Origin of the sequence: Pseudomonas guariconensis, from assembly GCF_024127895.1 — a bacterium.
Classification (GTDB): Bacteria; Pseudomonadota; Gammaproteobacteria; order Pseudomonadales; family Pseudomonadaceae; genus Aquipseudomonas; species Aquipseudomonas guariconensis_B.
The window spans coordinates 53,561-71,077 of the sequence record NZ_JAMYBK010000020.1 but is presented as its reverse complement, the minus strand read 5'-3'; the positions used below and the strand labels follow the sequence as shown (position 1 = coordinate 71,077).

The window sequence follows — 17,517 nt, the reverse complement described above, 5'->3', positions numbered from 1 at the left end:
ACGCGGCCTGCAGGAGGGTTTGGACACGAGCGGCAGGACGACGGCTGCGCCTGTGTCACTCGGAGGGCACGTATTCTACAACTTCCAGATCGAATCCGGATATCGCGTTGAACTTCATCGGCGAGCTCATCAGGCGCATCTTGCGCACGCCCAGGTCACGCAGGATCTGCGAACCGGCACCGACGGTGCTGTAGGTGGTCGGCGCCTTGGTCGGGGCATCGCCGGCGCTCTCGCGGATGTGCGCCAGCAGCACGTCGCCATCCAGCGGGTGGCCCAGCAGCAGCACCACGCCGCTGCCGGCCTCGGCCACGGCGCTCATCGCCGCGCGCAGGCTCCAGCGCCCCGGCTGCTTGACCATCAGCAGGTCACGCAGCGGGTCCATGTTGTGCACCCGCACCAGGGTCGGCTGTTCGGCACAGATGGTGCCCAGGGTCAGGGCCATGTGCACGTCGCCTTCCACCGAGTCGCGGTAGGTGACCAGGTTGAACTGGCCCAACTCGCTGTCCAGCGGCTGTTCGGAGACGCGCTGCACGGTGCGCTCGTGGATCATGCGGTAGTGGATCAGGTCGGCGATGGTGCCGATCTTCAGGCCGTGCTCGGCGGCGAAGGCCTCCAGTTCCGGACGACGGGCCATGGTGCCGTCGTCGTTCATCACTTCGCAGATCACCCCGCTCGGCTCGAAGCCGGCCATGCGCGCCAGGTCGCAGGCGGCCTCAGTGTGGCCGGCGCGGGCCAGGGTGCCACCGGCCTGGGCCATCAGCGGGAAGATGTGGCCGGGGCTGACGATATCGTCGGCCTTGGCGTCGCGGGCCGCGGCGACCTGCACGGTGCGGGCGCGGTCGGCGGCGGAGATGCCGGTGGTCACGCCTTCGGCGGCCTCGATCGACACGGTGAACTTGGTGCCGAAGCCCGAGCCGTTGCGCGGCGCCATCAGCGGCAGGCGGAGCGCCTCGCAGCGCTCGCGGGTCATCGGCATGCAGATCAGGCCACGGGCGTGCTTGGCCATGAAGTTGATGTGCTCGGCCTGGCAGCACTCGGCGGCCATGATGATGTCGCCTTCGTTCTCACGGTCTTCGTCGTCCATGAGAATGACCATTTTGCCCTGGCGGATGTCTTCCACCAGCTCTTCGATGCTGTTGAGCGCCACTCGGCACCCCCTTCTCAATCAGGATTTCAGGTAGCCGTTGGCGGCCAGGAAACTTTCGGTGATGCCGCTGCCCTTGCTCGGTTCGGCGGCCTTGTCACCCAGCAGCAGACGCTCCAGGTAACGGGCCAGCAGGTCGACCTCAAGGTTTACCCGACGACCCGGGCGGTAGTCGGCCATGATGGTTTCGGACAGGGTGTGCGGGACGATGGTCAGCTCGAACTCGGCGCCATCGACCTCATTGACCGTCAGGCTGGTGCCGTCGACGGTGATCGACCCTTTGTGGGCGATGTACTTGGCCAGCTCCTTGGGCGCGCGTACGCGGAACTGGATGGCGCGCGCGTTATCGCTGCGCGAGATGATCTCGCCGACACCGTCGACATGGCCGCTGACCAGGTGACCGCCCAGGCGGGTGGTGGGGGTCAGGGCTTTTTCCAGGTTGACCCGGCTGCCGCTCTTGAGGTCGACCATGGCGGTGCGCTTGAGCGTCTCGACGCTGACATCGGCCCAAAAGCCATCGCCGGGCAACTCCACGGCGGTCAGGCAGACACCGTTGACGGCGATGCTGTCGCCCAGCTTGACATCGCCCAGGTCGAGCTTGCCGGTCTCTACATAGAGGCGCACGTCACCGCCCTTGGGGGTCAGGCTGCGGATGGTGCCGATGGATTCGATGATGCCGGTGAACATGGTGTCCTCCTCGGGAACAGGGCTGCGCGTGGCAAGCCAGGCATTATACGCCGGGCGCCGGCAGGGGGATGGCTGTGACCAGCCAGTCATCGCCGACCGCGCGCATGCCGGTGATCTTCAGGCGCGGCGCCTCGCTCATGCTCGACAGCGGCCAGTCCAGCAGCGGCCGGGCTTCGGAGCCCAGGAAAGTGGCGGCCACGAACAACTGGAACTCATCGACCAGCCCCAGGCGGGCGAAGGCACCGGCAAGGCCGGCACCGGCCTCCAGCAGGATTTCGTTGACGCCCCGCTCGCCCAGGGCGCGCATCAGGGCCGGCAGGTCGACGCGCCCGTCGGCCCCTGGCAGGCTCAGCAGTTCATGGCCAGCCGCGGCATAACGTGGATCGTCGCCGGCGGCGGTCACGACCAGGGCTGGCCCGGCCTGGAAGAACGGCGCGTCCAGCGGCAGGCGCAGGCGGCCATCGACCAGCACGCGCAGCGGCGGGCGTGACAGAGCCAGGGCGGTGGTTTCGGCATCCAGCCCCAGTTCGGCGCCGCGTACGGTCATGCGGGCATGGTCGGCCAGCACGCTCTCGGCGCTGGTCAGCACCACACTGGAGCGGGCGCGCAGCCGCTGCACGGCGGCGCGGGCGGCAGGGCCGGTGATCCACTGGCTCTCGCCGCTGGCCATGGCGGTGCGACCGTCCAGGCTCATGGCGAGCTTGGCCCGCACGAACGGCAGGCCGTGCTCCATGCGCTTGAGAAAGCCGGGGTTGAGGGCTCGCGCCTCGGCCTCGAGCACACCGCTACCGACCTCGATGCCGGCCTCGGCCAGGCGCCGCAGGCCTCGGCCGGCCACTTGCGGGTTGGGGTCCTGCATCGCCGCCACCACCCGGGCCACCCCGGCCTTGACCAGTGCCTCGGCGCATGGCGGTGTACGGCCATGGTGGCTGCAGGGCTCCAGGGTCACGTAGGCGCAGGCGCCACGGGCGCGCTCGCCGGCCTGGCGCAGGGCGTGGACCTCGGCATGCGGTTCGCCGGCCCGCACGTGCCAGCCCTCGCCGACCACTTCGCCATCACGCACGATCACGCAGCCCACGCGCGGGTTCGGGTGGGTGCTGTACAGGCCCTTGCGGGCCAGTTCCAGGGCCCGGGCCATGTAGTGGGCGTCGAGGATGGCGGTCTGGCTGGGCATGGTCACTCTTTGGCAGGCTCCCGGGCCAGGCGGTCGATCTCCTCGCGGAACTCGTCGAGGTCCTGGAAACGCCGGTAGACCGAAGCGAAACGGATGTAGGCGACTTCGTCGAGCTTGCGCAGCTCGGCCATCACCAGCTCGCCGACCACCAGCGACTTGACCTCGCGCTCGCCGGTGGCACGCAGCTTGTGCTTGATGTGCGCCAGCGCCGCTTCCAGGCGCTCGACGCTCACCGGGCGCTTCTCCAGGGCCCGCTGCATGCCGGCGCGCAGTTTCTCTTCGTCGAAGGGCTGCCGTGTGCCGTCCTGCTTGATCAGGCGTGGCAAGACCAGTTCGGCAGTCTCGAAGGTGGTGAAACGCTCGCCGCAGGCGAGGCACTCGCGGCGACGGCGCACCTGTTCGCCCTCGGCGACCAGGCGTGAGTCGATGACCTTGGTGTCGTTGGCACCGCAAAACGGACAGTGCATGGTGGCAGGCAACAAAAAAAGGGAGGGCCATGGTAGCGCATCCCACTGGCAAGACAAGCCAAAGGGTTTACCATCCAGTGAAATCTGTCCGTGAAGGATTACCCCATGCACCAACGAGCGCTCGTCGTGCTGTGCTTCGCCGGCCTGCTCGCCGCCTGCGGCAGCGACCGGCCGAAGACCGAGCAACCCCCGGTAGCCCCGCCCGCCAAGGCGGCCAAGCAAAGCGAAGACCCAGGCCCTCTGCCCGCCTACCAGCGCGAACTCAGTGGCACCTTACTGGAGATACCGGCCGGTGCCGAAGTGGAGCTGGCCCTGCTGGTCATCGACGAACGTGGCCGCCCGCAACGCCTGCTGGCCAGCAGCAACCTCACCGGTACCGGCCAGCCCATGCCCTATCGCCTGCGCTTCAATCCCGAGGCCTTTCCAGCCGGGGCCCGCGTCGAACTGCGCGGCCGCGCCAGCCGCTCCGGCCAATTGATCCTGCACTTGCCGGCGCAGCGCATCTTCCAGGCCACCACCCAGGCCACCGGCCCGCTGCGCTTCCAGAAGGCGCCATAGATGGCGCCGCTGCCCCTGCAACAGGCCCTCGGCGGCCTGATCGGCGAAGCGCGCCTGGTCGTCAGCGAGCTGCCCGGATGCGACCTGCGGCTGTGGCTGATCGATGCCCAGAACATGGATCGCGCCTTCAGCCCAGAGGAAACCCGGCGCATCCTCGAAGAGCCGCCCTACTGGAGTTTCTGCTGGGCCAGCGGCCTGGCCTTGGCGCGCTACCTGGCCGAGCGGCCGGAGTGGGTGCGCGGCAAGCGGGTACTGGACTTCGGCGCCGGCTCAGGCATCGCCGGGATCGCCGCCGCCCGGGCCGGTGCCCTGGAGGTGGTGGCCTGCGACCTCGACCCGCTGGCCCTGGATGCCTGCCGGGCCAATGCCGCGCTCAACGAAGTCGAACTCGGCTACAGCAGCGACTTCTTCGCCGAAGACGACCGTTTCGACCTGATCCTGGTGGCCGACGTGCTCTACGACCGCGCCAACCTGCCCCTGCTCGACGCTTTCCTCGGCCGTGGCCGCCAGGCGCTGGTGGCCGATTCACGGGTGCGCGACTTCAGCCATCCGCTGTATCGTCAGTTGGGCGTACTCGAGGCCCTGACCCTTCCCGACCTGGCCGAGCCGCACGAATTCCGCCGGGTCAGCCTGTACCACGCCAGCCGCGAGCCTTTATAGTGGCGCCATTCAAGGATTTGCGAGAGTCGCGATGAGCCAAGCCCCCACGCCGTATATTTTCGATGCCACCGACGCCAACTTCCAGCAACTGGTGATCGACAACTCCTTCCATAAACCCGTGCTGGTGGACTTCTGGGCCGAATGGTGCGCACCGTGCAAGGCCCTGATGCCGCTGCTGGCGAAGATCGCCGAGGGTTACCAGGGCGAACTGCTGCTGGCCAAGGTCAACTGCGACGTGGAACAGCAGATCGTCGCCCAGTTCGGCATCCGCAGCCTGCCGACCGTAGTGCTGTTCAAGGACGGCCAGCCGGTCGACGGTTTCGCCGGAGCCCAGCCGGAGTCGGCGATCCGCGCCATGCTCGAACCCCATGTGCAGATGCCTGCCGCGCCAACCGCCACGCCACTTGAGGAAGCCAAGGCGCTGTTCGCCGAAAGCCGCTTCAGCGAGGCCGAGGCCACGCTCAAGCTGCTGCTGGGCGAAGACAACAGCAACGCCGAGGCGCTGATCCTCTATGCCCGCTGCCTGGCCGAGCGGGGCGAGCTGGGCGAGGCCGAGGTGGTGCTCGACGCCGTCAAGACCGACGAGCACAAGGCTGCCCTGGCCGGCGCCAAGGCCCAGCTGACCTTCCTGCGCCAGGCCGCCAGCCTGCCGGAAGCCGCCGAGCTGAAAAGTCGCCTGGCGCAGAACCCGCAGGATGACGAAGCCACTTACCAGCTGTGCATCCAGCAACTGGCGCGCCAGCAGTACGAGGCGGCGCTGGATGGTCTGCTCAAGCTGTTCCAGCGTAACCGCGGCTACGAGAACGGCTTGCCGCAGAAGGCACTGCTGCAGGTGTTCGAACTGCTGGGCAATGAACATCCGCTGGTGAGCCTGTACCGCCGCAAGCTGTCGGCTGCAATGTTCTGACAGGCCGTTCTCAGAGCGTTCGGCATCACGGGTCTATTTGGCAGAGCTCCTGGGGAGCGGCGCTTTCTTGGGGCTGCAGAGCAGCCCCCATGCCTCTCAACCGATCCAGTGGTATACCGGCGCATCCACCCCGCTTTCCACCTTCACCTCGCTGCTGTGGCGCAACCGCACCAGCAACCGCTTGCCCGCCGCCGTGCTGCCGGCCAGCCCTTCCAGCCGCTCCAGCAACTCGGGCCCGCTGATCTGCCCCACCTGGCGCAACAGCTCACGCGCCGCCGACCACTGCCCGTCATCCGGGCGAGGCGCAGTACCGACGGCCTCGGCGGCCGCCTCGACAACAGCCGGCACCTGCACTTGACGCCCCAGTTGCGCCCACTCCGCCGGTTCCAGCTCGATAGTCAGGTCCACCGGCCAGTCGCCAATATGTCCGCGAATTCTCACGCTGCCTTCCTTATGTCCAGGGTCGATGCAGCCATGCTCCCATGAACATGAAACCTGCGCCAGGCAGGCTGGCGAGGGCCAGAAAAATTGTTATAACATTACTAACTCAATTTCCCGCTCGCCCTGGAGTCTTCCATGCGCCGCCTGCTCCTTGCCCTGCCCTTCGCCCTGCTTCCCCTGGCCGTGGCCCACGCCCACGACGACCATGACCACGAGCATGAGCATGCCCATGGCTCCCTCGGTGCCCACGAGCACGGTGTGGCCAAGCTCAACGCCGTGCTCGACGGCAATACCCTGGAACTGGAGCTGGACAGCCCGGCGATGAACCTGGTCGGTTTCGAACATGCCGCCAACAGCGACGCCGACAAGGCCAAGGTCGCCGCCGTACGCCAGCAACTCGAACACCCCCTGGCACTGTTCGGCCTGGCCCAGGCGGCCGGGTGCAAGGAGGAGGCCCAGGAGCTGGAAAGCCCGCTGTTCGGCGATGCAGCGCATGCCGGCCATGACCCTGCACACGAACAGCAGCACAGCGATATCGAGGCCCATTACCAACTGATCTGCTCGGCCCCCGACCAGCTCACCCGGATCGACCTTGCCCCACTGTTCAAGGCCTTCCCGGCGACCCAGAAGATCAACGTGCAACTGATCGGCCCGAACGGCCAGAAAGGCCTGGAGGCCACGCCGGCCAAGGCCGTGGTCGCGTTCTGAATGAGCCAGCCGCTGATCGACCTGCAAGGCCTGGTATTCGCCTGGCCTGGCCAAGCGCCGCTCCTGGACATCCCCGCGTTCCACCTGGACGCGGGCCAGGCCGTGTTCCTCAAGGGCCCCAGCGGTAGCGGCAAGACCACCTTGCTGGGCCTGCTCGGCGGGGTGAATCGCCCCGCGCAGGGCAGCATCCGCCTGCTCGGCCAGGACCTGGGCGCCTTGGGCCAGGGCGCCCGTGATCGCTTCCGGGTCGATCACACCAGCTACATCTTCCAGCAATTCAACCTGCTGCCGTTCCTTTCGGTGCGGGAGAACGTCGAGCTGCCCTGCCGCTTCTCGCGCAGCCGTGCCGAACGCGCCGCCCAGCGCCACGGCAGCATCGACCAGGCTGCCACCCTGCTGCTCGCCCACCTGGGCCTGGACGATCCGGCCCTGCTCGCCCGTCGCGCCGACAGCCTGTCGATCGGCCAACAGCAGCGGGTCGCCGCGGCCCGGGCCTTGATCGGCCAGCCGGAGCTGGTGATCGCCGACGAACCGACTTCGGCGCTCGATGCCGATACCCGCGAGGCGTTCATCCGCCTGCTGTTCGATGAATGCCGGGCAGCCGGTTCCAGCCTGCTGTTCGTCAGCCATGACCAGAGCCTGGCACCACTGTTCGACCGTCATCTGTCGCTGGCCGAGCTCAATCGCGCAGCCAAGCCCCGGGAGGCCTGATGTACCTGCTCCGCCTTGCCTTGGCCAGCCTGGCCAACCGCCGCTTCACAGCGTTTCTCACCGCGTTTGCCATCGCCCTGTCGGTATGCCTGCTGCTGGCCGTGGAGCGCGTGCGCACCGAGGCCCGCGCCAGCTTCGCCAGCACCATCAGCGGCACCGACCTGATCGTCGGCGCCCGTTCCGGCTCGGTGAACCTGCTGCTGTATTCGGTGTTCCGCATCGGCAACGCCACCAACAACATCCGCTGGGACAGCTTCGAGCACTACGCCAAGGACCCACGGGTGAAGTGGGCGATCCCCATTTCCCTGGGCGACTCTCATCGTGGCTACCGGGTGATGGGCACCACCGGCGACTATTTCAGCCACTACCAGTTCGGCCGCCGGCAGCACCTGGCGCTGAGCCAGGGCCGGCCGTTCGCCGAGGACCCGTTCGAGGTGGTGCTCGGCGCCGAAGTCGCCGAGGCGCTGCACTACAAGCTCGGCGACAAGCTGGTGCTGGCCCACGGCGTGGCGGCCATCAGCCTGGTCAAGCACGACGACAAACCCTTCACCGTGGTGGGCATCCTGCAGCGCACCGGTACACCGGTGGACCGTACCCTGCACATCAGCCTGGCCGGGATGGAGGCCATCCACATCGACTGGCACAACGGCGTGCCGGCCCGTGGCGCCGGGCGCATCAGCGCCGAACAGGCGCGCACCATGGACCTGCAGCCGGCCGCCATCACCGCCTTCATGCTGGGGCTGAACAGCAAGATCGCCACTTTCAGCCTGCAGCGGGAGATCAACGAGTTCCGCGGCGAGCCACTGCTGGCGATCCTCCCTGGCGTAGCCCTGCAGGAGCTGTGGAGCCTGATGGGCACCGCCGAGCAGGCGCTGTTCGTGGTCTCGCTGTTCGTGGTGCTGACCGGGCTGATCGGCATGCTCACGGCAATCCTCACCAGCCTCAACGAACGCCGCCGCGAAATGGCTATCCTGCGCTCGGTCGGCGCCCGCCCCTGGCATATCGCCGGGCTGCTGGTGCTGGAAGCCCTGGCCCTGGCGGTGGCCGGCATCGTCGCCGGGCTGGGCCTGCTGTACGCGGGGATCGCCCTGGCCCAGGGGTATGTCCAGGCCAACTACGGCCTGTACCTGCCACTGGCCTGGCCAAGCGCTCACGAGTGGACCCTGTTGGCTGTCATACTCGCGGCGGCACTGCTGATGGGCAGCGTGCCGGCCTGGCGCGCCTACCGGCAGTCGCTGGCCGATGGCCTGTCGATCCACCTCTGACCCTGGAGCAACTGCCTTGCTTTATCAGTACCGGCCCATCCTGCTGGGGCTCCTATTGCTCTTCGCTCCCCTCACATGGGCGCAAGAGCCGCGCACCCTCGACTGGCCCGCCCTGATTCCCGAAGGCGCGCCGGTGATCCCGCCACAGCTGGCGCCGCTGCATGACCTCTCGCAACTGAGCGACGCCTTGTCTGCCGAGTCGGCCCCCGCAGCACGCCAGCAGGCACCCGACGCCCCGGTGGTCAAGGCGCTGGATGGCCAGCAAGTGAAGCTGCCCGGCTACATCGTGCCGCTGGAAGTCAGCGAGGAAGGGCGCACCACCGAATTCCTCCTGGTGCCTTACTACGGCGCGTGCATCCACGTGCCGCCCCCACCGTCGAACCAGATCGTGCATATCTTCAGCGAGATGGGCGTGCGCATCGAAGACCTGTACCAGCCCTACTGGATCGAAGGGCGCATGCAGGTAAAGGCCAGCAGCAGCGAGCTGGCCGACGCCGGTTACCTGATGGAGGCGGAGAAAATCTACGCCTATGAGTTGCAATGAGAACTACTTCCGCTTCATGAAACGGCTTCGTTGAGCTGAATCAACAGTTTGTTTCGACCGGCTCCTTACCATTGGACTACTCGATTACTCACGTCCTTTGTCCTTTGGGAGCTTCCATGAACAAGTCCTTGCTCGGCGCCTCGCTCGTTGCCCTGGCGCTCGCAGCCCCTGTTGCCCACGCCCACCAGGCGGGCGACATCATCATCCGTGCCGGCGCCGCCACCGTTTCGCCGAACGAAGACAGCAGCGCCCTGAAGCTCGATGGCGCCAAGGTCTCGGGCACCAAGGCGACGCTGGACAGCGACACCCAGTTGGGCCTGACTTTCGCCTACATGCTCACCGACCACATCGGCCTGGAGCTGCTGGCCGCTACCCCGTTCAACCACACCGTGGCGGTCAAGGGCCTCGGCCCAGGCCTGGACGGCAAGCTGGCCGACATCAAGCACCTGCCACCGACCCTGTCGCTGCAGTACTACCCGATGGCGCCGACCTCGAAGTTCCAGCCCTACGCCGGCATCGGCATCAACTACACGATGTTCTTCGACGAAGACCTCAGCAGCGCGCGCAAGCAGCAGGGCTTCAGCAACCTGAAGCTGCAGGACTCGGTCGGCCTGGCCGGCCAACTGGGCATGGACTACATGCTCACCGACAACCTGCTGGTCAACGCCTCGGTCTGGTACATCGACATCGACACCAAGGCCACCGTCGACGGCCCGAACGCCCTGGGCGTGGGCAAGACCAAGGTCGACGTGGATGTCGACCCGTGGGTCTACATGGTCGGTATCGGTTACAAGTTCTGATCCCCTCCCGGCATGGCGGCTCCGGCCGCCATGCCACACCGCCCCTCAACGATTCGCAGGTACAGCCAGTACCCCCAGGCCAGTGCGCTGATCGATGCACCTAGGCCACACACCGCCATCCAGCCCCAACGGGCATGCAACCAAGTCGCGGCTACCGCGCCCAGGCCACTGCCGATCGAATAACAGCACATGTAGGCACCGATCAGCCGGCTAGCCATTTCGCCGCGCCCCGCCAGCAGCAGGCTCTGGTTGGTGACGTGTACCGCCTGCACGGCGAAGTCCAGCATCAATACACCCAGCGCCAGGGCCAGCAGCGATTGTCCGAGCAGCGCGCTCGGCAGCCATGACAACGTCAACACCGCCAAGGCCAACCCAGTGGTGCGCTCTCCCAGGCCCCGATCGGCCATACGGCCCGCACGCGCCGCTGCCAAGGCTCCGGCGATGCCAGCCAGGCCGAACAGGCCGACCTGGGTATGGCTCAGGGCTAGCGGCGCAGCACTCAAGGGCAGCACCATGGTGCTCCACAGCACGCTGAAGGCAGCAAAGATCAGCAGCGCAAGCAGGCCCCGCTGGCGCAAGAGACGATCGTATCGGTACAGGCCGATCAGAGAACCGAGCAACGCCCGATACCCCTGCCTACGCTCTCCGGGCGGGGCGCCGGGCAGGGTTCGCCACAACAGCAAGGCCATCACCATGACCAGACCCGCCGCGCCAAGGTAGACACTCCGCCAACCGGCCAGGTCAGCCATGCCCCCAGCAACCAGGCGCGCCAACAGGATGCCCAGCACCACACCGCTGGTGACCGCGCCCACCACCTGGCCCTGGCGGGTGGGTGAGGCCAGGGTGGCGGCATGGGCCACCATCACCTGCACCACCACAGCCATCAACCCGACCACGCCCATGGCCGCCAGCAGCACGGCCCAATCCCAGGCCATGCCCACCGTCAGCAAGGCCAGCATCGATAGCAGTAGTTGGCACAGGATCAAGCGCTTGCGATCGAACAGGTCGCCCAGCGGCACGATCAACAACAGGCCAACGGCATAGCCCGCCTGGGTCGAGCCGACCACCAGACCGACGTGTGCCTGACTGATTCCCAGGCTGGCCGCCATGGCCCCCAGCAAAGGTTGGGCAAAATACACTGTGGCTACCGCCAGGGCGCAAGTGGTGGCGAGCAGCAACGTCAGCGAGCGGCTCGGTTGATCGTGAACAAGAGACTCGGGATGCGGGGACGGCATGGCACACTCCTGTGCACTCTGGTTGCAAATTGAAACCACAAGCTGGCTTTCTAGCAAATGTGGTTTTAATCTGCAACCAGACTGATCCGAAGGGTTACCCCATGCTCGACGAGAGAAACAACCAATGCCCAGTGGCCCGAGCTCTTGAAGTGATCGGAGACCGTTGGTCGCTGATGATCCTGCGTGACGCCTTCGATGGCTTGCGGCGCTTCAGTGAGTTTCAGAAGAACCTGGGGCTGGCGAAAAACATCCTCGCCTCACGCCTGAAGCAGCTGGTGGAGAGCGGCCTGCTTGAGTTACGGCCAGCCTCGGACGGCAGTGCCTACAAGGAATACGTCATGACCGAGCAGGGGGGCGCGGTCTTCCCCATCGTCATCGGCATGCGCCAATGGGGTGAGCGGTTCCTGTTCGAGGCAGGCGAGACGCGCTCACAGTTGGTGGACAACGCCACTGGGCAGCCCATCGATACATTGGTGGTACGAGCAAAGGATGGTCGGATTCTAAGCCCCGAGGATTGCCATCGGCAGGCTGTGCGCCATAGTGGATGAACGTCATGACGGCAGTCCGGCCCGGTTCGCAGATAGGCTCAATGCCGGTCAGTCAAGCGGTGCGTTGATCTTGGGGCTGCGTTGCAGCCCATCGCCGGCAAGCCGGCTCCCACAGGGGCAGAGTTGGCCGTACATGATGCGGCTTGCAGGGGCAGGCTTGCTTGCGAATAAGCAGATGAGGTGCCCGTCAGGCCTTGCCCAACAAACGCGCCAGCCCCTCGACCATCGAAGTCGGCTGCGCAAACGCGAAACGCGCCAGCAAGCGCGTATTGTCGGCCCGGGAATGGCGGATATCGCCCGAGCGCGGCGGGCCGTAGCTGACCGCGGGCAGGTGGCCGACCACCTGCTCCAGGGCGGCCAGCAACTGGTTCAGCGAAGTGGCCTGGTTCAGGCCGATGTTCACCGCCCCCTCCTCGACCTGCTCCTGCTCCAGGGCCTGGACCATCACCTGTACCAGGTCACCGACATAGAGAAAGTCGCGGGTCTGCTCGCCATCGCCGAACACGGTGATCGGCAAGCCGTTGGTGGCACGTTCGCAGAAGATGCTGATCACCCCGGAATACGGCGAGGACGGGTCCTGGCGCGGTCCGAAGATATTGAAGAAGCGGAACACCACTGGCTCCAGCCCGTGCTGGCGACGGTAGAAGTCCAGGTATTGCTCGCTGGCCAGCTTGTCTACCGCATAGGGCGTCAAGGGTGCCTTGGGCGTGTCCTCGGCGATCGACTCGCCTTCGCCGTTGTTGCCGTACACCGCCGCGCTGGAAGCGAACAGCACGCGGCGTATGCCGTTTACGCGCATCGCCTCGCAGACGTTGAGGGTACCGACGAAGTTGCTCTGGTGGGTTCGCACCGGGTCTTCGACCGACGCCTGCACCGAGGCGACCGCCGCCAGGTGGACCACGGCGCAGCAGCCGGCAGCCGCACGCTTGACCAGTGCGGCATCGGCGACATCGCCTTCGATCAGCTCCAGGCCAGGGTGGTCGAGCCGCAGGTTGTCGCGCTTGCCGGTGGACAAGTCGTCCAGCACGCGCACCGCATGGCCTTTGTCCAGCAACGCATCGCATAGGTGCGAACCAATGAAGCCGGCACCGCCGGTGATCAGGATGGGGGCGTCAGCCATGTCGGTAGAACCGGTCCAGTAGGGGTGGCAAGCCGGCGCGCCAGGCACGGGGCTTGATACCGAAGGTGTGAAGGATCTTCTTGCAGGCCAGCACGGCGTTCTGTGGCTCCTCGCTGGCATCCGGGCGCGCGGCATGGGCCTGGGGCGTGGGCGCCTGCACGGCCAGCTTGTGCCATTGCGCCGCCTCGCTGAGGATAGCCTGCCCCAGCGCCAGCGGCGTGGTGGCCTCGTTGCCGGCGTAATGGTAGGTGCCCCACAAGGGCGCATCGCAATCGAGTTGCTTGAGCACCGAGAGGATCACCCGCGCGGCATCGTCCACCGGCGTCGGGTTACCGCGACGGTCGTCCGCCAGCAACAATTCCTGGGGTTGCTCGGCACGGGTGAGGAAGCGGCCCAGCACGCCATCGATGCTCTCGTCCAGCACCCAGCCGAAGCGCAGCAACACATGCTGCGGGCAGGTCGCCCGCACGCTCTGCTCGATACGCCACAGCGCCTGGCCGCGCAGCCCCAGGGGCACCGGCTCGTCCTTCTCGCTGTAGGCCGTGGCCCGCGAGCCGTCGAACACCCGGTAGCTGGAGGGCTGCACCAGGATGATTTGGTGGTGCTGGCACAGCTCCGCCAGCCGCTCCACCGCCCGCTCCTGTTGCGCCAGGCGCTGCTCGCTGACCGACTCGGCCTGGAACCAGTCGAAGTAATAGGCCAGGTTGACCACCGCATCGGGGCGCTGTTCGTCGAGCAGCAGGGTCAGGCTGGCCGGGTCCCAGCCGTTTTCCGGCGGACGCGGTGCCAGGAATCCGATGTCCTCCTCGGCCCCGAGACGAATCAGCGCTTGCCCGAGGGCATTGCCACCACCCAACAGCATCAGGCGCATACGCATAGAGTCAGCAGATCCGAACAGGTTGATAGAAGGAAAGCGAACATTTTGCGGGTTCCGATCAGGGAAGTCCAACCTTACGCGCTTGATACAACTCCCGCTGACCTTACTCATTCCTATCGATCATTGGGAGTTTTCCTATATACGAGACAGGCCAGATCCTGCATCGCAAAACCAAAAAACTTGCCTAAATACTTGCCGGCAAACAGCCAGGAAAAAACCAACGCACACAACTAAGAATACTTAGATGAATATCGTGTGCACCTCAACATTTCGACTCGTGGAAAACCAAGCCCCCCCCAATATATGCACCCAGTGGCTTCCAAGCCTGCCCCTTTTCGGCCTCGTACGTGACTAATTCCAGCAGGCGCCCCATGGATATAGAACTTTCAACGCTACTGTTGCTGGGCGCCATCGCCCTCTTTAGCAGGCTTCTTCGATGCCATTGCAGGCGGTGGTGGGCTGCTCACCCTTCCAGCGCTGTTCATTGCGGGTTTCGGCCCCGTGCTGGCCATCGCCACCAATAAATCCCAGGCGTCCTCTGCCAGCGTCTCGGCCACCGTCGCCTTTGCCCGCAAGCGGATGATCGATTGGAAATCAGGGCGGCCAATGCTGCACTGTCTTTTGCAGGTGGTGCGGCAGGCGCACTTTCGGTAACTCTGCTCGACAGAGCGATACTTGAAACCTCCGTCCCCTTGCTGTTGATTGCAGTTGCAGTCTACTTCGCCTTCACCCCGAAACTGGATGAACGTCAGCGTGCAGCCAAACTGTCGATGACTTGCTTCACCCTTACCCTTGTACCGCTGATTGGCTTCTACGATGGAATATTCGGCCCAGGCACCGGCTCATTCTTCATGGTTGCCTTCACACTCTTGCTCGGGCAGAACATCCTGCAGGCTGTTTGCAACAGCAAACTGCTCAATGCCTCATGCAACCTCGGGGCTCTCCTGGTATTCATGCTTGGCGGCGCCATCCTGTGGCCATTGGCATTGACAATGGCGGCCTGCGCCATCGTCGGCGCACAAGCAGGGGCTCGCTGCGCCCTGCATTTCGGGCCACGGCTCATCAAACCCTTGCTGATTTCAGTGTGTTGCCTCATGGCGCTGCGACTGCTGTTCAGCGATGGCAACCCGATCGGCCAATGGCTGCGACACCTCTGACCCATAACTGCCTGCAACTCACTCGATCTCGAACAACCCATTGCTGAGCGGCCCCACGCTCAGCCGCTCACGCACGTCGTCATCGATACGCGGGTCGTCCGGCTGGTACAGCCGGACCTGGCGGTAGGCATTGATGCGGTTGATTTCCTCGCCCAGGTACTCCCAGACCACACGGGTGCAGGCGGGGTTGCGCCGGTCGCCGCTGGAGACGCCGGTCTTGAGGCCGTTGAGGCGGGTGATGCGGCTCTTGAAGCTGGGGATGAGGATGGTCTGGCTCATCTCGTTGAGGGTCAGCGACTCGTAGTCGATCAGAAATACCCGGTCCTGCAGCTGGAAAGCCGCGCCCAGGTAGCGGCAGCGTATTTCGGCGTGCACGTCGGTGGCGCTGGTGCGCTCCTGCCGCTCCTGGCGCTCGAACAGGAAACGGCCGCGTTCCTCCCATAGATGCACCAGCGACACCAGGACCGAACCGGGTACCGACATGCAGTTGGAATACTCGAAGTAATAGCCGCAATAGCGCGACAGGTTGCCGGCGTGCTCGTGCAACGGCCTGAACAGCTCGCTGATCGGGTCATCGTGCTGCCCCGCCTGCGTGGACAGGTTGCGCACACCGATCAGGCGGGCGAACTGCTCCGGCGGCAGGCCCAGCTCGTAACCCTCGACGCCGAAAAAGTCGCCGATGCGCTTGAGGTTGTAGGCCGTCGGACGGCTCTGACCGCTCAGGTACTTGTTGAACTGCGCGCGGTTGATCGACAGTTGCCGGCAAACCTCCGAGATAGAGCGGTAATGGCTGCAGGCCAATTTGAGGTTGGTAGCGAAGTGATCGCCCATGAAACGATGTCCAGCTGATGCGAGTGACGCCATTCTAGCATCAAGTCGCATCAACTCAGAGCAACCCGCGAAATTGTAACCATTGGTGTCATGACCAACCATGCGCGCCAACGAAAGCGGCGCGTCCTTGCGCCCGCTGTTCTTTCCACGCGAAGAATAAGAATCGAGGTCATTTCCCAATGCTCGAAGCACTCAACGATTTCCTTTCGGGGAAACTCCTCATCGTGCTGATCGTCGGACTCGGCGGTTACTTCACCCTCCGTTCGCGGTTCGTCCAGTTCCGCCACTTCGGCCACATGTTCGGCGTCTTCAAGGAGTCGCTGCGTGGCCAGGCCGGCCAGTTGAGCTCGTTCCAGGCCCTGATGCTGAGCCTCGCCGGGCGCGTTGGCGCAGGCAATATCGCCGGTGTCGGCATCGCCGTGACCCTGGGCGGCCCGGGGGCGGTGTTCTGGATGTGGGTCACCGCGCTGGTGGGCATGTCCAGCAGCTTTTTCGAATGCACCCTGGCCCAGGTCTACAAGCGCACCGACGGCGATGGCCTGTACCGTGGCGGCCCGGCCTACTACATCCTGCACGGCCTGAAGCTCAAGAGCATGGCGGTGGTGTTCTCCATCCTGCTGCTGGTGACCTACGGCTTCGCCTTCAACGGCCTGCAGTCGTACACCGTCACCCACTCGCTGCAGAACGCCTTCGGCTTCGCCCCGAACCACACCGGTATCGCCCTGGCCGTGCTGCTGGCGATCGTCTTCCTCGGTGGCATCAAGCGCATCGCCGCGGTCTCGGACCTGCTGGTGCCGGTCAAGACCTTGGCCTACATCGGCGTGACCCTGTACGTGATCGGTAGCCAGATCGAGCACGTCCCGGCCATGCTGGAAACCATCTTCAAGAGCGCCTTCGGCCTCGACCCGGCCTTCGGCGGCCTGCTCGGCAGCGCCATCGTCATGGGCGTCAAGCGTGGTGTGTTCGCCAACGAAGCGGGTCTGGGCAGCGCCCCGAACGTTGCCGCCGTGGCGGCCGTGAAACACCCCGGTGCCCAGGGCGTGGTGCAGGCGTTCAGCGTGTTCCTCGATACCTTCGTGATCTGCACCTGCACCGCGCTGCTGATCCTGCTGTCGGGTTTCTATACCCCAGGCTTCGAAGGCGACGGTATCGTCCTGACCCAGAACTCCCTGGCGGCAGTGGTCGGTGACTGGGGCCGCCTGTTCGTCAGCGTCGCCCTGTCGCTGTTCGTCTTCACCTGCATCCTCTACAACTACTACCTGGGCGAGAACAGCCTGCTGTTCCTCAGCCGCAACCGCGCGGTGCTGATGGGCTACCGTGGCCTGGTGCTGGTGCTGGTCATCTGGGGTTCGGTGCAGGACCTGTCCACGGTGTTCGCCTTCGCCGACATCACCATGACCTGCCTGGCGTTCGTCAACCTGATCGCCCTGGCCCTGCTGTTCAAGATCGGCCTGCGGGTGATGCGCGACTACGACGCCCAGCGCCGTGCCGGTATCGCCCAGCCGGTATTCGACTCGGCCAAGTTCACCGACCTGGACCTGGACCGCAACGCCTGGCCTGCCAATCCACAGGCTGAAACAGCCGCTGACAACGCCGTCGGCCAAGTCCAGCCGCAGCGCTGATATCCTCCCCTGCCCAGCCGCCCCGTCCGCGGGCGGCTGCCCTTTCTCCGCTCACCGCTAC

At 65.5% G+C, this 17,517-nt stretch carries 19 protein-coding genes and 1 pseudogene; 11 read left to right on the top strand and 9 right to left on the bottom strand.

The features are described 5' to 3' along the window. Nucleotides 1-55: 55 nt before the first annotated feature. Genes ribBA through nrdR form a run of 4 tightly spaced genes read right to left on the bottom strand, consistent with a single transcriptional unit; the run spans nt 56 to nt 3,472 of the window. A complete protein-coding gene (ribBA, locus tag NJF35_RS18925; RefSeq protein WP_253079904.1) occupies nt 56-1,147 on the bottom strand; it encodes a bifunctional 3,4-dihydroxy-2-butanone-4-phosphate synthase/GTP cyclohydrolase II in 1,092 nt (363 codons plus the stop codon). Nucleotides 1,148-1,165: 18 nt separating this feature from the next. Further along, entirely contained in the window at nt 1,166-1,831 is a 666-nt protein-coding gene (locus NJF35_RS18920; protein WP_225788778.1) for a riboflavin synthase, read from the bottom strand. Between the two features lie 43 nt (nt 1,832-1,874). Then, on the bottom strand, nt 1,875-3,005 hold the full coding sequence (ribD, locus tag NJF35_RS18915) for a bifunctional diaminohydroxyphosphoribosylaminopyrimidine deaminase/5-amino-6-(5-phosphoribosylamino)uracil reductase RibD (RefSeq protein ID WP_225788779.1): 1,131 nt from the start codon (nt 3,003-3,005) through the stop codon (nt 1,875-1,877). A 2-nt stretch (nt 3,006-3,007) separates the two neighbouring features. Next, nucleotides 3,008-3,472, bottom strand: coding sequence for a transcriptional regulator NrdR (gene nrdR / locus NJF35_RS18910; RefSeq protein ID WP_225788780.1), 465 nt, complete (start codon nt 3,470-3,472; stop codon nt 3,008-3,010). 105 nt (nt 3,473-3,577) lie between these two features. On the opposite strand from nrdR, the gene NJF35_RS18905 reads away from it, so the two are divergent. The 3 genes from NJF35_RS18905 to trxA are packed head-to-tail and all read left to right on the top strand — an operon-like array spanning nt 3,578 to nt 5,597. Further along, entirely contained in the window at nt 3,578-4,030 is a 453-nt protein-coding gene (locus tag NJF35_RS18905) for a YbaY family lipoprotein (RefSeq protein ID WP_225788781.1), read from the top strand. Next, on the top strand, nt 4,031-4,690 hold the full coding sequence (locus NJF35_RS18900) for a class I SAM-dependent methyltransferase (RefSeq protein WP_225788782.1): 660 nt from the start codon (nt 4,031-4,033) through the stop codon (nt 4,688-4,690). A gap of 31 nt (nt 4,691-4,721) precedes the next feature. Then, on the top strand, nt 4,722-5,597 hold the full coding sequence (gene trxA / locus NJF35_RS18895; RefSeq protein ID WP_225788783.1) for a thioredoxin: 876 nt from the start codon (nt 4,722-4,724) through the stop codon (nt 5,595-5,597). 96 nt (nt 5,598-5,693) lie between these two features. Here the strand turns inward: trxA and NJF35_RS18890 are convergent, their stop codons facing one another. Further along, a complete protein-coding gene (locus NJF35_RS18890) occupies nt 5,694-6,038 on the bottom strand; it encodes a hypothetical protein (protein ID WP_225788784.1) in 345 nt (114 codons plus the stop codon). A 135-nt stretch (nt 6,039-6,173) separates the two neighbouring features. Between NJF35_RS18890 and NJF35_RS18885 the strand changes: the two genes are divergently transcribed. The 5 genes from NJF35_RS18885 (at nt 6,174) to NJF35_RS18865 (ending at nt 10,066) form a co-directional block, all read left to right on the top strand. Further along, nucleotides 6,174-6,746: a DUF2796 domain-containing protein gene (locus NJF35_RS18885; RefSeq protein ID WP_253091376.1), complete on the top strand. Its 573-nt coding sequence runs from the start codon at nt 6,174-6,176 to the stop codon at nt 6,744-6,746. Further along, nucleotides 6,747-7,457 carry an ABC transporter ATP-binding protein gene (locus NJF35_RS18880; RefSeq protein WP_253091375.1) on the top strand — a complete coding sequence of 237 codons (711 nt, stop codon included), beginning with the start codon at nt 6,747-6,749 and terminating at the stop codon, nt 7,455-7,457. Further along, complete coding sequence (locus tag NJF35_RS18875) at nt 7,457-8,722, top strand: ABC transporter permease (protein ID WP_225788787.1); 1,266 nt, start codon at nt 7,457-7,459, stop codon at nt 8,720-8,722. Before NJF35_RS18880 ends, NJF35_RS18875 begins: the two co-directional genes overlap by 1 nt. Next, nucleotides 8,700-9,266, top strand: coding sequence for a DUF3299 domain-containing protein (locus tag NJF35_RS18870; RefSeq protein ID WP_225788788.1), 567 nt, complete (start codon nt 8,700-8,702; stop codon nt 9,264-9,266). The genes NJF35_RS18875 and NJF35_RS18870 overlap by 23 nt, the downstream gene beginning before the upstream one ends. 116 nt (nt 9,267-9,382) lie before the next feature. Next, nucleotides 9,383-10,066 (top strand): OmpW/AlkL family protein, encoded by a 684-nt coding sequence (locus tag NJF35_RS18865; RefSeq protein WP_225788789.1) that lies wholly within the window; start codon nt 9,383-9,385, stop codon nt 10,064-10,066. Here the strand turns inward: NJF35_RS18865 and NJF35_RS18860 are convergent. Further along, the gene (locus tag NJF35_RS18860) at nt 10,054-11,301 is read right to left on the bottom strand and encodes an MFS transporter (protein ID WP_253091374.1); all 1,248 of its coding nucleotides are present in this window, start codon (nt 11,299-11,301) and stop codon (nt 10,054-10,056) included. The genes NJF35_RS18865 and NJF35_RS18860 overlap by 13 nt on opposite strands. 101 nt (nt 11,302-11,402) lie before the next feature. On the opposite strand from NJF35_RS18860, the gene NJF35_RS18855 reads away from it, so the two are divergent. Next, the gene (locus NJF35_RS18855) at nt 11,403-11,849 is read left to right on the top strand and encodes a winged helix-turn-helix transcriptional regulator (protein ID WP_253091373.1); all 447 of its coding nucleotides are present in this window, start codon (nt 11,403-11,405) and stop codon (nt 11,847-11,849) included. 187 nt (nt 11,850-12,036) lie between these two features. Here NJF35_RS18855 and NJF35_RS18850 read toward each other — a convergent pair whose 3' ends face one another. Then, entirely contained in the window at nt 12,037-12,969 is a 933-nt protein-coding gene (locus NJF35_RS18850) for an NAD-dependent epimerase/dehydratase family protein (RefSeq protein WP_253091372.1), read from the bottom strand. Beyond that, nucleotides 12,962-13,846: a sugar nucleotide-binding protein gene (locus tag NJF35_RS18845; protein ID WP_225788793.1), complete on the bottom strand. Its 885-nt coding sequence runs from the start codon at nt 13,844-13,846 to the stop codon at nt 12,962-12,964. The genes NJF35_RS18850 and NJF35_RS18845 overlap by 8 nt, the downstream gene beginning before the upstream one ends. Nucleotides 13,847-14,217: 371 nt before the next feature. On the opposite strand from NJF35_RS18845, the pseudogene NJF35_RS18840 reads away from it, so the two are divergent. Beyond that, nucleotides 14,218-15,003: pseudogene (locus tag NJF35_RS18840) on the top strand (TSUP family transporter). Nucleotides 15,004-15,021: 18 nt separating this feature from the next. Here the strand turns inward: NJF35_RS18840 and NJF35_RS18835 are convergent. Then, on the bottom strand, nt 15,022-15,834 hold the full coding sequence (locus NJF35_RS18835; protein WP_225788795.1) for a helix-turn-helix domain-containing protein: 813 nt from the start codon (nt 15,832-15,834) through the stop codon (nt 15,022-15,024). Nucleotides 15,835-16,013: 179 nt separating this feature from the next. On the opposite strand from NJF35_RS18835, the gene NJF35_RS18830 reads away from it, so the two are divergent. Then, a complete protein-coding gene (locus tag NJF35_RS18830; protein ID WP_253091371.1) occupies nt 16,014-17,456 on the top strand; it encodes an alanine/glycine:cation symporter family protein in 1,443 nt (480 codons plus the stop codon). Nucleotides 17,457-17,517: the final 61 nt, after the last annotated feature.

Excerpts from the sequence above, each read along its gene's own strand:
- NJF35_RS18920 (WP_225788778.1), bottom strand. The coding sequence starts at position 1,831 with ATGTTCACCGGCATCATCGAATCCATCGGCACCATCCGCAGCCTGACC.
- ribD (WP_225788779.1), bottom strand. The coding sequence starts at position 3,005 with ATGCCCAGCCAGACCGCCATCCTCGACGCCCACTACATGGCCCGGGCC.
- NJF35_RS18845 (WP_225788793.1), bottom strand. The coding sequence starts at position 13,846 with ATGCGTATGCGCCTGATGCTGTTGGGTGGTGGCAATGCCCTCGGGCAA.
- NJF35_RS18830 (WP_253091371.1), top strand. The coding sequence starts at position 16,014 with ATGCTCGAAGCACTCAACGATTTCCTTTCGGGGAAACTCCTCATCGTG.
- NJF35_RS18855 (WP_253091373.1), top strand. The coding sequence starts at position 11,403 with ATGCTCGACGAGAGAAACAACCAATGCCCAGTGGCCCGAGCTCTTGAA.
- NJF35_RS18880 (WP_253091375.1), top strand. The coding sequence starts at position 6,747 with ATGAGCCAGCCGCTGATCGACCTGCAAGGCCTGGTATTCGCCTGGCCT.
- NJF35_RS18865 (WP_225788789.1), top strand. The coding sequence starts at position 9,383 with ATGAACAAGTCCTTGCTCGGCGCCTCGCTCGTTGCCCTGGCGCTCGCA.
- nrdR (WP_225788780.1), bottom strand. The coding sequence starts at position 3,472 with ATGCACTGTCCGTTTTGCGGTGCCAACGACACCAAGGTCATCGACTCA.
- NJF35_RS18835 (WP_225788795.1), bottom strand. The coding sequence starts at position 15,834 with ATGGGCGATCACTTCGCTACCAACCTCAAATTGGCCTGCAGCCATTAC.
- NJF35_RS18875 (WP_225788787.1), top strand. The coding sequence starts at position 7,457 with ATGTACCTGCTCCGCCTTGCCTTGGCCAGCCTGGCCAACCGCCGCTTC.
- NJF35_RS18885 (WP_253091376.1), top strand. The coding sequence starts at position 6,174 with ATGCGCCGCCTGCTCCTTGCCCTGCCCTTCGCCCTGCTTCCCCTGGCC.
- NJF35_RS18860 (WP_253091374.1), bottom strand. The coding sequence starts at position 11,301 with ATGCCGTCCCCGCATCCCGAGTCTCTTGTTCACGATCAACCGAGCCGC.
- trxA (WP_225788783.1), top strand. The coding sequence starts at position 4,722 with ATGAGCCAAGCCCCCACGCCGTATATTTTCGATGCCACCGACGCCAAC.
- NJF35_RS18850 (WP_253091372.1), bottom strand. The coding sequence starts at position 12,969 with ATGGCTGACGCCCCCATCCTGATCACCGGCGGTGCCGGCTTCATTGGT.
- NJF35_RS18900 (WP_225788782.1), top strand. The coding sequence starts at position 4,031 with ATGGCGCCGCTGCCCCTGCAACAGGCCCTCGGCGGCCTGATCGGCGAA.
- NJF35_RS18905 (WP_225788781.1), top strand. The coding sequence starts at position 3,578 with ATGCACCAACGAGCGCTCGTCGTGCTGTGCTTCGCCGGCCTGCTCGCC.
- NJF35_RS18870 (WP_225788788.1), top strand. The coding sequence starts at position 8,700 with ATGGCCTGTCGATCCACCTCTGACCCTGGAGCAACTGCCTTGCTTTAT.